This window comes from Rhizobium sp. P44RR-XXIV, from assembly GCF_001999485.2.
In the GTDB taxonomy this organism is placed as follows: Bacteria; Pseudomonadota; Alphaproteobacteria; order Rhizobiales; family Rhizobiaceae; genus Rhizobium.
In genome coordinates this window covers 602,482-616,125 of sequence record NZ_MPVZ02000028.1, presented here as the reverse complement: position 1 = coordinate 616,125, position 13,644 = coordinate 602,482, and the positions used below count along the sequence as shown (strand labels likewise).

Genomic DNA, 13,644 nt, shown 5'->3' with positions numbered 1-13,644 from the left:
GATTTTGATTCAAGCCGATAGCAATGAGCGCGATACAAAAAAGGCGACCTCGCGGGCCGCCTTTTCTCATTCCGGTATCACATTGAAGCTAGCGTGCCTCATGCACCTTCGAAATCAGGCCGCTGGTGATGCCCACGAGCAGGATGCTGCCGTTGATGCGAACCCAATGATAGCCGCGCGGCGGCGCCGTCAGATGGTTGGCGCGAAAATCGATCTCGGTGGCGCGGCGGCGATCGGAAGCCGACAGACGACGACCCTTGACCCAGCCGCCCTTGCGGACAACCACCCTCTTCTTCACCACATCCTTCTCAACCGCGGCTGGCTTGTTGGCAGGCGGTGCTTGCTTGACTTGAGCTTCCGCAGCCAACGGCATCGCCAGGATGGACGCCGCCAGAAGGACGGTGAAGAGTCTTTTCATTGGTTGTTTCCTCGATTCAGAATTTGCGCGCGAACTTATCCTCACGGACATGAAGCGAATCTGACGGTTGGGTTACAATTCTGTAATGAAAACGCTGATCTTGTGTGGATATTCTCGAATATCGCTGTAGGTAGCGCTACCAGGCCCAACGTCGGCCATGCCCGGATACTTCCGCTTTCCGCAAGCGCCGACGGTAACCTCGGCACATTTCCTTCGCAAGCCGGATATTTTCGTCAGGCAAACGCCTGCTACGCACCCGCGCCGGCGCGGCCCCAGCACAGACAAACAAAAACGCCCGGAACCAGGTTCCGGGCGTTTCAGGATGATCAATCCCGCTCGGCTGATTTGGCCCAGAGATTGACGTCGGCCTCACGGGCGTAAACATCGATCTCCTTCAGCTCTTCCGCCGTGAATTCGAGATTGTCGAGCGCCTTGACGCAATCAACGATCTGCGAGGAACGGCTTGCGCCGATCAGCGCCGAAGTGATCCGGCCACCGCGCAGAACCCAGGCGATCGCCATCTGCGCCAATGTCTGGCCGCGCTTCTCGGCGATCTCGTTGAGCTTCTGAATGTTCTCGATGATCGACGGACGAATGAAGTCGCGCTTCAGGAAGTGGTTCTGGGCGGCGCGGCTATCCTGCGGAATGCCACCGAGATACTTCGTCGTCAGCATGCCCTGTGCAAGCGGCGAGAAGACGATCGACCCGACGCCGAGATCTTCCAGCGTATCGACCAGGCCATCATCCTCGACCCAGCGATTGAGCATGGAATAGCTCGGCTGATGGATCAGGCACGGCGTGCCGAGATCCCTGAGGATGGCCGCAGCCTCGCGCGTGCGCTGCGAATTGTAGGAGGAGATGCCGACATAGAGCGCCCTGCCCGAACGGACGATATGATCGAGCGCACCACAGGTTTCCTCGAGCGGCGTATCCGGGTCGAAGCGGTGCGAATAGAAGATATCGACATAGTCGAGGCCCATGCGCTTCAGGCTCTGGTCGCAGGAAGCGATCAGATACTTGCGGCTGCCCCACTCGCCGTAGGGGCCCGGCCACATGTCGTAGCCGGCCTTGGACGAAATGATCAGCTCATCGCGCAGGCCGGCGAATTCGGTGCGCAGGATCTCGCCGAAAGCGGTCTCGGCGCTGCCGGGAGGCGGGCCGTAATTATTGGCAAGATCGAAGTGAGTGATGCCCAGATCGAACGCGGTGCGGCACATGTCTACCTTGCGGTCATGCGGCGTGTCGCCGCCGAAATTGTGCCAAAGCCCCAGCGAAACCGCCGGCAGCTTCAGGCCGGAGCGGCCGACCCTGTTGTATTTCATTTTCGCATAGCGGTCGGATGCCGGTTGCCAAGCCATGATGATTATTCCTTCGAGATGAAAAAGCGCGCGGGTTGTTCACCCGCGCGCAAACTAGCTCTTCTTGAGCTTACTTCAAGAGCGCTTGCGCTTCTTCGATGCCGAGTGCGGCCGGCTGCGTGCAGGTCGTGGTCAGATCGATGAAGCGGTTTTCCGCACCCGATCTCAGGATCGACGTCATGACGTCAACGCCGTGCAGCGTGCGGTCGAGCGAGCAACGCGCATCGCGCCCGTCGATCAGCGATGCGGCGAGGTCGGCAAGACCGGCCGTGCGATAGTTGGCGCGCGGACCGCTCGGGCTTTCCTGATTGGCGATGCCAAAAGGATGCGCCCAGTTCTCAAGCGGTTTGATGTCCTTGTCACGGCCGCTCGCCTCGACGGTGCCGCCGAAGAAGTTCGGGTCGGGCACGTAGAGCGAGCCCTCGGTGCCGTATAGCTCCATATTGGCATGGCGATGCGACCAGACATCCCAGCTCGCAGTGAGCGTAATGTTCGCCCCGCTGACGAACTCCAGCAGTGCCTGGATCGTCGTCGGCGTCTTCACCGGAATGGTCTCGCCATTACGCGGCTGGCTGGTGATGGTGCGGGTTTCCGATGCCATGGACGTCATGGCACCAACACGCTTCACTGGCCCGATCAGGTTGATCAGGTTGGCGATGTAATAGGGACCGAGGTCGAGGATCGGGCCGCCGCCGGGCAGGAAGAAGAAGTCCGGGTTCGGATGCCACATTTCCATGCCCGGGCTCATGACATGGCAGGAGCCCGAGGTGATGCGACCGATACCGCCGTCATCGATGAACTTACGCGCAAGCTGATGCGCGCCGCCGAGGAAGGTATCGGGAGCGCAGCCGACGGCCAGCCCCTTTTCCTTGGCGATCCGCCGCAGTTCCTCGCCCTGCTCCAGGGTGAGTACCAGCGGCTTTTCGGAGTAAGCATGTTTTCCGGCTTCGAGAATACGCTTGGAAACCGGGAAATGCGCGTCCGGAATGGTCAAGTTGACGATAACGTCCAGCTCGTCATTGGCGAGCAGTTCGTCGATGGTCTGGGCCTTGACCTTGTATTCCTCGGCGCGCGCACGCGCCGCGTCCATGTTGATATCTGCGCATGCCAACACCTTCAGGCCCTTGAAGAGCGGTGAAAGCGAGAAGTAGGTCGTTGAGATGTTGCCGCATCCGATGATGCCGACGCCAAGTTCCTTAGCCATGTGGAAATGCCTCAAAAGCTCTTGAAGGATGCGATGGAGCGGGTGATCAGACGATCGACGTCGCTCGGATTGTCATGCTCGATAACGTAGTGCTTGGCCTTGGTGCCTGCCAGCGCCTTGAGCAGCTTCGCCCAGGGAACCGTACCATATCCAAGGTCGGACCAGCCGTCTTCATTCTTGTTCTCGCCAGCCGGTGCGATGTCCTTGACGTGAACGGCGGTGATGCGCGAGCCGAGCTTTTCGATCCAGGCAAAGGGATCGCCGCCGCCGCGGATGACCCAGGCGATATCGGCTTCCCAGGAGATATCCGGAGCGCCTTCGAATATCTGCTCGATCGGCAGCGAGCCGTCGGCCTGCTTGACGAATTCGAAATCGTGATTGTGCCAGCCGAATTCGAAGCCTGCGTCCTTGTAGGGCTTGCTCATTTCCTGCAGGCGCTTGCCGAATGCCAGCCAACCGGCTGCATCCTTCGGGCGCTCGTCGGCGCCGATATGCGGCGCGTAGATCGAGTCCATGCCGAGCGTCCTGGCGATCGTGAGTGCCTTCTCCACCTGCCCGTCAAGAAAGTCGGGGCTGAAATGGCCGCTCGCCATGACCAGGCCATTCTTGTCGAGCTCGGCGCGCAGGCTCTTCAGGCCTGCCTCGTCCAGATCGGCGTAAATGCCGCCAAAGCCTTCGACCTCGGCGTAGCCGGCCTTGCCGAGCTTGACGAAGATCTCCGAATAGGGCTGAAAATTGCGGGCGCTATAAAGCTGAAATCCAAGTTTCGTCATCGATAGTCCTCCAATGGCCTCCCGGCCGTCTGTCTTGGGCTTGTCGCCCCGAAAACGCCGCCGTGACGGCGTGATAACTCAATCCACTGATTGGCTGGATTGCAGATCGTAGATGCGGAATGCGGGGACACCGCCGGCCAGCGGTTTAGCCGGCGTAAAGACGATGCGTCGGCTTTCGCCGGCGGCAAGATCGAAGGCATTGTCGGAATAGCGCCCCTCGGTCTCGCTCTCGATCATCACGAACAGCGCAAGTCCCTTTGCGGTGACGGTGAGTTCCACCGTGCCGTTCTCCTCCTTCTCCTCCCTCAACACCGACAGGCCCGCTGGTTGAAGCTCCAGAGCCTTGTAGGTGCCGTGGACATAATGCCCCTCGCCGCCCATGCCGTTCGATGCGGTGAAACGCCACGCCAGCAGGCAATCCGCCGGCACCTGATCCGCATCGATCGACAATGCAACAACAGCAGCGTCCGGCGTGCAGACCGCATGCGCCGTGGTCAAAGGTACCCGCTCGCCGTCAAGCTTCAGCAGCGAGACGGAAATATCGGCCGTGACGTCGGCATTGGTGTCGTTGACCAAAGAGAAACGGATGGTCTTGCTGTCTTCCGACGGGATCGCCGCGACCGATACGGGCTGAAAGAAGCGCCGCACCAGATAATGCATCACCTTCCACCGGCCGCCGTAATCGAGGCTCGACCACGAAGCCACCGGCCAGGTGTCGTTGAGCTGCCAGTAGATGGTGCCCATGCAATGCGGCTTCAGCGAGCGCCAATATTCCACCGCCGTCTTGATGGCGAGACCCTGCTGGACCTGGCTCAGATAGACGAAGTTCGGAAAATCCTTCGGGAAACGGAAATAGCGGAACATCGTGCCGGCAATGCGCTCGTTGCCGCCGGCATTCTTCTGGTGCAGCTCCATGACCGGAGAAGCGATGTTCATATCCTTCGCCTCGGCATAGGTCTTGATGACCGGTAGCGAGGTGTAGGACTGGAAGCCGAATTCCGAGCAGAAGCGCGGGCGCACGGTGCGATAATTGTCGAAGGACTTGTTCTCGTGCCAGACCGACCAATAGTGCATGTCGCCCGAGCCATCGGCATGCCAGGCATCGCCGAAGTTCAGATAGCCGGATGCCGGGCTCGACGGCCACCAGATCACGTCCGGTGCAGCCTTCTTCATCGCCTGCTCGATCGTCCTGTTCAGACGATCATAGGAGACGAGGTAGCGGTCTCGATCCTTGCGGGATTCCTCAAACCATGTGAGCGCGCCGACCAGTTCATTATCGCCGCACCACAACACGATCGACGGATGCGTCGCCAACCGGCGAACCTGATAGGCAACTTCCGCCTCAACATTCTCCAGGAAATCGCCCGTGGACGGATAGAGGTTGCAGGCGAACATGAAGTCCTGCCACACCATCAGCCCCAAGCGGTCACAGATGTCGTAGAACCAGTCGTGCTCGTAGAAGCCACCACCCCAGACGCGGATGATGTTCATGTTGGCGGCCGCCGCCGATTGCAGCAGATCCTCGGTCAGCTCCGGCTTGGAGCGCGAAAACAGCGCGTCGGCCGGAATCCAGTTGGCGCCGCGGGCAAAGATCTCGCGGCCGTTCACCTTCAAGGCAAAGCGGCTGCCGACCTCGTCATCGTCAGTGATCAGCTCGACCGTCCGCAGACCGATCTGCCGCGTAACGGTCTCAAAATTCGTCTCCACGGACAGAGCGTAGAGCGCTTGCTCGCCATTGCCGGCCGGCCACCAGAGCCTGGGCTTGTCGACATGGAAGACATGGGTGATCGAGGTCTCGCCGGCATTGACGCCGACATCGAGGCGCACCCGCTCTTCATCCAGTTCGAAATAGAGCTGCGCAACGCCGGTACCCTTGGCAAACAGCGCCACCGTCACCTTCAGATCGACGGAACCGTCGTCATTGTGAATCTGTTGGGTGACGACATTCTCGATGCGGGCGATCTCGAGCTTCTTCAGCGCGATCGTGCCGTAGAGCCCGAGAGGTGCGATCGCGATGTTCCAGTCCCAGCCGAAATGGCATTGCGGCTTGCGCAGCATGTTACCATTCGGGATCGGTGAATTGCCTGTGCTGTAGGGGATATAGAACGGTTGCTTCGCCTGCCGCTCCGCTCCCTCTGTGATGCTCGAATGCAGGACGATGCGAATGCTGTTCTCGCCCGTCTTCAACGCCTTCGAGACATCGGGGCGATAACGCTGAAAGCAATTGTCGGCTTCGAGCACGAGCGCGTCATTGACATAGACGCTCGCGACGGTGTCGAGATAGTCGATGTCGAGATACCAGTCGCCACCGGTGTCATCGAGGGTGAAGCTGCGTGTCAGCTGCCAATCCTGCTTGGCCACCCACTGCACGAGCTCTTCGTTCCGGCCGAAATAAGGGTCCGGAATGAGGCCTTCCGCATTGAGTGCGGCATGGACATCACCGGGCAGAGACATGGAGAGGGAATGATCGCTGTCGGGAGATGTGAGCCTCCACGCGCCAGCCAGATGGACGGTGAAATTATCATTGAGCGAAGACGACATCGGACCTCCTCGGACCGCTGCAAGGTGGAGGCGGCAAGCCGCCTCCAGGGCATAGGATCATATTCTGAGTTCTGTCTGCGCATCAAAGAGCGATGCGAGAGACATGTCAAAGCCGAGCTTCACGCCCGTACCGGGGCCAAACCGCCTGCTGCCGTTGACGCGCACCGACAGAGTGTGGCCGGCATGCTTCAGCCAGAGCAGATTGTCGGCGCCCATCGGCTCTTCGATATCGACAGTCGCGTTGTGTACCTCTGCGCCCGACGCAAGCTCCTCGTTGACCTTTATGTGCTCGGGACGCACGCCAAGCACGACCTTGCGGCCGGCCTGCAACGCCTCGCCCGCCCTGTAGCCATCAAGCGAGAACAGCACATCATTGGTCGCAAACGCCACCTTGCCTTCCCGGTTCACCAGTTCGCCCTTGAAGAAATTCATGGACGGCGATCCGATGAAGCCGGCGACGAAGAGATTGCGCGGCTCGTTGTAGATCGTCGTGGGATCATCGAGCTGCATGATGACGCCGTTCTTCATGATCGCGATACGGTCGGCGAGCGTCAGAGCCTCGATCTGGTCGTGGGTGACGTAGATCATCGTATTTTTCAGCGACTGGTGCAGCCGCTTGATTTCCACGCGCAGCTCAGAACGTAGCTTCGCATCGAGGTTCGACAAGGGTTCGTCGAAGAGGAAGACGTCGACATCGCGCACCAGTGCCCGGCCGATGGCCACGCGCTGGCGCTGGCCGCCCGAAAGTTCTGCCGGCTTGCGCTTCAGCAGCGGCTCGATCTGCAAGATCTCGGCCGCACGCGCGATGCGCTTCTTGATCTCGTCGTTCGGCACCTTGGCGACGCGTAGGCCGAAGGAGAGGTTCTTCTCGACCGACATCTGCGGATAGAGCGCGTAGGACTGGAACACCATGCCGATGCCGCGGTCCTTGGGCTCTTCCCAGGTGACGTTCTTGCCTTTGATGAAGATCTGGCCCTCGCTGATATCAAGCAGGCCGGCAATGCAGTTGAGCAAGGTCGACTTGCCGCAGCCCGAGGAGCCGAGGAGCACCAGGAATTCGCCGTCATTGATCTCGAGGTTGAGATTTTTCAGGACGTTGACCGCACCGAAATTCAGCGAAAGGTCTTTGATGGAAACGCTGCTGTTCATGGATCAACCCTTCACTGCGCCGGCGGCGATGCCACGGACGAAGAGCCGTCCGGACACGAAATAGACGATAAGCGGCACCGCGCCGGTGAGAAGCGTTGCGGCCATGTTGACGTTGTATTCCTTGACGCCCTGAACGGCGTTGACGACGTTGTTGAGCTGCACGGTCATCGGGTAGTTCTGCGTGCCGGCGAAAATGACGCCGAACAGAAAGTCATTCCAAATGCCGGTGATCTGGATGATGATGCCGACGACGAAGATCGGCAGCGACATCGGCAGCATGATGCGCAGGAAGATCTGCCAGAAGCCTGCACCGTCGACGCGCGCCGCCTTGAAGAGCTCAGGCGGAAGCGAGGCGAAGTAATTGCGGAACAGCAGCGTGTTGATCGGCATGCCGAAGATCGTATGCACGAGCACGATGCCGCCAAGCGTTGCGAACAGGCCGAGTTCGCGCAGCACCATGACGAGCGGGTAGAGCATGACCTGATACGGAATGAAGGCGCCGAACAGCAGGACGGTGAAGAAGACTTCCGATCCCTTGAAGCGCCAATTGGCCAGCGCATAGCCGTTGACCGAGGCGACGGCGATCGAGACGATGACGCTCGGAACGAGGATTTTCACCGAATTCCAGAAGCCGACCTGGATGCCGTGGCAATAAAGACCGGTGCAGGCCTGCGACCAGGCTTTCACCCATGGCTCAAAGGTGATTTCCATCGGCGGCGCAAAAATGTTGCCGAGGCGTATCTCAGGCATGCCCTTGAGCGAGGTGACGATCATCACATAGAGCGGCAGCACGTAGTAGAGTGCCGCAAGCCCGAGAAAGCCGTAGAGCATGATGGTGCGCGGCGCGAAGCGGCGCTTGGGTTTTGCGCCCGAAGGCTCGATTGCGGTGGCAAATGCCATTTGGTGCCTCCCTTATCTGCGCTTCTGGCGGAACTCGTAGAGAGCCCACGGCACGACGAAGATGAACACGGTGACCAGCATGACTGTGGAGGCGGCAAGCGCCTGCCCAAGGTTCGAACGCTGGAACATGAAGTCGTAGACATATTTGGCCGGCATTTCGGATGCGAAGCCCGGCCCGCCTGATGTCATGGCAACGACCAGATCGTAGACGCGCACGATGCCCGAGGCGACGATAACGAGCGTGGTGACAAAGACGCCGCGCATCATCGGGATGACGACGAAGATATAGGTTCGCCAGGCCGGGATGCCGTCGACACGCGAGGCCTTCCAGATCTCGCCGTCAATCCCGCGCAGACCTGCGAGCATCAGCACCATCACGAGACCGGTGCCCTGCCAGAGCCCGGCGATGACAAGCGCGTAGAGCACCGTTTTCTGATTGCCGAGCAGCGCGAAATTGAACCATGTGAATCCCATGTCCTGCGCCAGTTTCGGCAGTCCCAGCGCCGGATCGAGGATCCATTGCCAGACAAGGCCGGTGACGATGAAGGACAGGGCGAAGGGATAAAGAAAAATGGTCCGGAATGTATTCTCGAAGCGGATCTTCTGATCCATCAGCACGGCAAGGATAAAGCCGACGACGAAAGAGAAGATCAGACTGAGAACGCCGTAGGTGGCAAGATTGCCGATCGAGACATTCCAGCGATCGGTGCTCCACAGGCGCTGATATTGCGCCAGACCGACGAAGTTCGAGCTGGGCAGCAGTCTTGAATCTGTGAACGAATAGATGACGGTCCAGAGCGTGCAGCCCACGAATACAACGATCACCGTCAACACCATCGGAATGGCGGCGATCTTTGCATTCAGGTTGCGGAACAGACCAAATGGCCGGACAGCGTTAGCCATCAATACCTCCGTTGGTGGCGTGCATCGGGACAGGCGAGAACCCTCGCCCGCCCCAAGCCGGCCATCGCGATTGATAGGATGGTCGTCTGCTTACTGCGCCTGCTTGAAGATGGCGGCCTGCTTTTCGATCGCCTCGTCCACCGTCATCTTCGACGAGAAGAACTGCAGTCCAAGGTCGGTCATCTGGCCGCGTGTATCTGGGTCGATCAGCTGGGTCACGCCCGGCACTACGTTGTCCGGATTCTTCAGGATTTCCAGACCCTTCTTCATGCAGCTGCTGGCCGCGCTCAGATCGATATCGCCACGCACCGGCAGAGAACCCTTGGCAAGGTTGAACTTCACCTGTGTTTCCTTGGACACGAGCATGCTGGCAAGCTCGAGCTGTGCCTTGGTGATATCGGCATTGCTGTTCTTCGGGAAATAGAAGCTGTCGCCGCCGGTATCGAGCAAACCGTTGAAACCGAGACCCGGCAGGCAATCGTAGTCCTTGCCGGCAACCTGCTTGGCGACGCCAAATTCACCCTGCGCCCAGTCGCCCATGATCTGCGCGGCAGCCTTGCCGGTGATCACCATGTTGGTGGCGACGTTCCAGTCACGGCCGGAATAGCTCTCGTCAACCAGATCGCGAGCCTGCGCGAAAGCGTCCCAGACCTTGCGGTTTTCGGGGCTCTTCACAGCCTCTGCGTCCTTCTTCTGGTAGATCGCCAGATAGGTTTCCTTGCCGCCAATGCCGATCTGCATGACGCTGCGCATGCCGTCGACCTGCCATGGAGCGCCGGTCGCAAGCGGAACGATACCCTTCTCGCGCAACTTCGGCGCGTCGGCGACGAATTCATCCCAGTTGGCCGGAACCTTCATGCCATTGTCTTCGAAGACATGCCGGTTGACCCACATCCACTGCCAGGAGTGAATATTGAGCGGCACGCAATAGACGCGGCCCTCATAGGTGCAGGATGCCAGCAGGCTTGCCGGGCGAATGATATCCTTCCAGTGTTCCTTTTCAGCCAGATCGGTCAGATCGGTCATCAGGCCGGCTTTGACCAGCTCTTCGGCGTCGCGGCCGGTATTCAGCTGCGTGGCGCCCATCGGATTGCCGCCCAGAATGCGGCTGACGATCAGTGGCGTTGCCGTCGAGCCCGATCCGGCGATCGCGCCGTCGACCCAGTGATCTTTGCCAAGCGCATTGTACTGCTCGGCCAGAACCTTCACCGCGGCCGCTTCACCACCCGATGTCCACCAATGCGTTACCTCGAGATCGGTCGCATTGGCTGAAAAGGCTGGAATCGCGACAGATGCGAGCAAAGCGGCAGCCATCAAACGAATATTCATGAGTTCTCCTCCCTCACTGAAACGTTGCCGGAAAAACGTAGTCGAATCATTTTCTGTACGCAACCGCCAGCCAGTTATTTTTTCGCTGAACACCTATTATACAACCAAAGGTAATATTTTGCCTGTGGAAGATACGAGCACCCTAGCTCATGATTGGGGCCAGAGCCTCCGAAAAATATTCAGTAAACAATTGATATTATTTCAAATAAGCAAGGAAACCCATCAAAAGATTGCCGAGTGCCGTTTCATAAGCGGAAAACTGCTCACCCGGGGGATAGCAATACAACCATTAGGCACGTCAACGGTAGACAGGTCTAAAATAGTACTCGACATTCGTACTGTATCGTTACAGTTTTGCTCGTCGACGGAGGAACCATGGCATTGCACCTATGCTTGCGGCATCGGCGTGAGCAATATAAGCGGATTGGCCGCAGGAGGCGGCCGGGAGGCGAGCTTGTACGAAATGGACAATAAGAAAATTTCAGGAAGCGGTCCGCAATCTCCACCGGAGCGGCCTACTCTGAAGACGATCGCCTTCATGACGGGGCTTGGAATTACCACCGTTTCGCGCGCCTTAAAGGATGCTCCCGATATCGGCGCCGAGACCAAGGAACGGGTACGCATGGTTGCCCGACAATTGGGCTATCAGCCGAACCGCGCCGGCGTACGCCTGAGAACCGGCAAGACCAATGTCATCGCGCTGGTGCTCAGCATCGACGAGGAAATCATGGGCTTCACCAGCCAGATGGTCTTCGGGATTTCCGAGGTGCTCGCGGGCACGCAATATCACCTTGTCATCACGCCGCATTCGCACAGCAAGGATCCGCTGGTTCCCGTGCGCTATATCCTGGACACCGGCTCGGCAGATGGCGTCATCATCTCACGCACCGAGCCGGACGATCCGCGCGTTCGGTTGATGGACGAACGTGGCCTGCCCTTTGCCACGCATGGGCGCACGGACATGGGCATCGTTCACCCCTTCCACGACTTCGACAACGAGGCCTTCACCCACGAGGCCGTTCGGGCGCTGGTTGCCAAGGGCAGGCGTCGCCTGGCGCTGCTGCAACCGTCCAGCAAGCTCAGCTATTACGCCCACACCCGCATCGGCTTCCAGATCGGCCTGCATGAATATGGCGCCGAGGAGATACCGCTGAGGGTCACAACCGATGCGCCGCTGGCCGATATCAGGGACAGCGTCGAGGCGTTGATGCGCTCCTCGCATCCGCCTGACGGCATCGTCTGCTCCAGCGGCGGCGGCGCCATTGCCGTCAATGCCGGCATCGAAGCGGCCGGCTTCCGGCTTGGCCGCGATATCGACATGGTCGCCAAGCAATCGACCGACGTACTGAACTGGATCCGCCCGGAGATCATCACGATCTACGAGGATGTCCGCCATGGTGGTCGGGAGCTGGCAAAGGCTGTAATCGCCCGCATCGACGGCATAGAGCCGGAGCTGCTGCAGAGCATCAGCTCGCCTGTCTGGCCCAAGAGCTGATGGGAATGAAAAGGCCCGCCGGATCGCTCCGGCGGGCCTTTTGATGTTGCACTCTATCGAGCTTCTCAGCCCTGAGCGCCGCTGCCCCATGGGCCGTGATGGATGTCCTTGCCGTCGACGCGGTCGAAGCCGTGTGCGCCGAAGAAGTCACGCTGGGCCTGGATCAGGTTGGCGGTGCCGCGAGCCTGGCGATAGGCGTCGAAATAGGTCAATGCCGAGGCCAGCGCCGGAACCGGCAGGCCGGTAGCGGTTGCAGCCGAAACGATGCGCCGCAGCGACGGGATCGATTCCTTGACCATTTCCGCAAAGGCAGGCGTGACGATCAGGTTCGCCGCATCCGGTGCCTTGGTGAAGGCGCTGGTGATCTCGTCGAGGAACTGCGAACGGATGATGCAGCCGGCCCGCCAGATCTTGGCGATGACAGGCATCGGCAGCGACCAGTTGAACTCCTTCGAAGCCTCGGCCATGACGGCGAAGCCCTGTGCATAGGCACCGATCTTGGCGGCAAACAGCGCAAGCTCGAGATCCTTCAGCAATTCAGGGCCAAAGGCGGTCGGGAACTTGTAGTCCGGCGTGCCGAAGATCTTCTCGGCAGCTTCGCGCTGGCTCTTGATGGCCGAAAGGCTGCGGGCTGCAACGGCTGCTTCGATGGCAGTCGCCGGAATGCCCATGTTCTGCGCTTCGATGACAGACCACTTGCCGGTACCCTTCTGGCCGGCCTTGTCGAGGATGATATCGGGAACGGCATTGCCGGTTGCCGGATCCTTGGCGGCCAGAACCTTTTCGGTGATCTCGATCAGGTAGGAATTCAGGCGGCCCTTGTTCCACTCGCCGAAGATCGAGCTGATCTCGGCAGCGCTCTTGCCAAGACCGTCACGCAGGATGCCGTAGATTTCGGCGATCATCTGCATGTCGGCATATTCGATGCCATTGTGGATGGTCTTGACGAAATGACCGGCGCCGCCATTGCCGAGCCAAGCAACGCAGGGATCGTCGTTGTACTTCGCAGCGATCGAGGTCAGCACCTTTTCGACGCGCTTGTAGGATTCCTCGGTGCCGCCGACCATGATGGACGGGCCGTGACGGGCTCCTTCCTCACCGCCGGAGACGCCCATGCCGATGAATGTCAGCTCGGTGTCCTTCAGGCGATCGAAGCGCGCGATGGTGTCGCGGAAATTGGCGTTGCCGGCATCGATCATGATGTCGTCCTTATCGAGATAGGGCTGCAGTGCCGCCATCTGCTGGTCGACCGGCTCGCCGGCCTTGATCATGATGATGATCGGCCGCGGCGGGCGGATAGCCTCGACGAACTCCTCGATCGTCTTGCAAGGAATGATCTTGTCCTTGAGCTCGCCTGCATTCGCATAGAATTCATCCGTCACCTGCGGCGTGCGGTTGAACACTGCGATCTTGTTGCCTTTTTCGGCGATGTTGAGCGCCAGATTCGATCCCATCACAGCAAGACCGATCAGCCCGATTTCTGCCTTTTCCACGACAATCCTCCAATGAGCCGTTGACTGCGTCCGGCCCACCCTGAAGATCCGGAAGGCGCAGTAACATTTGATGTGACGCAA

Annotated in this window: 11 protein-coding genes; 1 reads left to right on the top strand and 10 read right to left on the bottom strand. The window is 59.5% G+C overall.

Annotated features, from left to right (window positions below; genetic code table 11):
* Positions 1–88 precede the first annotated feature (88 nt).
* The 9 genes from BSK43_RS20080 to BSK43_RS20040 all read right to left on the bottom strand — a co-directional run bounded on the left by BSK43_RS20080 (position 89) and on the right by BSK43_RS20040 (position 10,575).
* Positions 89–418, bottom strand: coding sequence for an RcnB family protein (locus tag BSK43_RS20080; RefSeq protein WP_068387336.1), 330 nt, complete (start codon positions 416–418; stop codon positions 89–91).
* A gap of 326 nt (positions 419–744) precedes the next feature.
* A complete protein-coding gene (gene mgrA, locus BSK43_RS20075; protein ID WP_077468745.1) occupies positions 745–1,776 on the bottom strand; it encodes an L-glyceraldehyde 3-phosphate reductase in 1,032 nt (343 codons plus the stop codon).
* A 70-nt stretch (positions 1,777–1,846) separates the two neighbouring features.
* Complete coding sequence (locus BSK43_RS20070) at positions 1,847–2,980, bottom strand: Gfo/Idh/MocA family oxidoreductase (protein ID WP_077468746.1); 1,134 nt, start codon at positions 2,978–2,980, stop codon at positions 1,847–1,849.
* 11 nt (positions 2,981–2,991) lie between these two features.
* Positions 2,992–3,753 carry a sugar phosphate isomerase/epimerase gene (locus BSK43_RS20065; protein WP_077468747.1) on the bottom strand — a complete coding sequence of 254 codons (762 nt, stop codon included), beginning with the start codon at positions 3,751–3,753 and terminating at the stop codon, positions 2,992–2,994.
* 78 nt (positions 3,754–3,831) lie between these two features.
* On the bottom strand, positions 3,832–6,294 hold the full coding sequence (locus tag BSK43_RS20060; protein WP_077468748.1) for a glycoside hydrolase family 2 protein: 2,463 nt from the start codon (positions 6,292–6,294) through the stop codon (positions 3,832–3,834).
* A gap of 57 nt (positions 6,295–6,351) precedes the next feature.
* Positions 6,352–7,443: an ABC transporter ATP-binding protein gene (locus tag BSK43_RS20055; RefSeq protein ID WP_077468749.1), complete on the bottom strand. Its 1,092-nt coding sequence runs from the start codon at positions 7,441–7,443 to the stop codon at positions 6,352–6,354.
* 3 nt (positions 7,444–7,446) lie between these two features.
* Positions 7,447–8,343 carry a carbohydrate ABC transporter permease gene (locus BSK43_RS20050; RefSeq protein WP_077468750.1) on the bottom strand — a complete coding sequence of 299 codons (897 nt, stop codon included), beginning with the start codon at positions 8,341–8,343 and terminating at the stop codon, positions 7,447–7,449.
* A 12-nt stretch (positions 8,344–8,355) separates the two neighbouring features.
* The gene (locus tag BSK43_RS20045; protein WP_077468751.1) at positions 8,356–9,246 is read right to left on the bottom strand and encodes a sugar ABC transporter permease; all 891 of its coding nucleotides are present in this window, start codon (positions 9,244–9,246) and stop codon (positions 8,356–8,358) included.
* A 90-nt stretch (positions 9,247–9,336) separates the two neighbouring features.
* On the bottom strand, positions 9,337–10,575 hold the full coding sequence (locus BSK43_RS20040; protein ID WP_077468752.1) for an ABC transporter substrate-binding protein: 1,239 nt from the start codon (positions 10,573–10,575) through the stop codon (positions 9,337–9,339).
* A 463-nt stretch (positions 10,576–11,038) separates the two neighbouring features.
* On the opposite strand from BSK43_RS20040, the gene BSK43_RS20035 reads away from it, so the two are divergent.
* On the top strand, positions 11,039–12,070 hold the full coding sequence (locus BSK43_RS20035) for a LacI family transcriptional regulator (protein ID WP_077468753.1): 1,032 nt from the start codon (positions 11,039–11,041) through the stop codon (positions 12,068–12,070).
* Positions 12,071–12,135: 65 nt separating this feature from the next.
* Here BSK43_RS20035 and gndA read toward each other — a convergent pair whose 3' ends face one another.
* Positions 12,136–13,563: an NADP-dependent phosphogluconate dehydrogenase gene (gene gndA / locus BSK43_RS20030; RefSeq protein ID WP_077468754.1), complete on the bottom strand. Its 1,428-nt coding sequence runs from the start codon at positions 13,561–13,563 to the stop codon at positions 12,136–12,138.
* Positions 13,564–13,644: the final 81 nt, after the last annotated feature.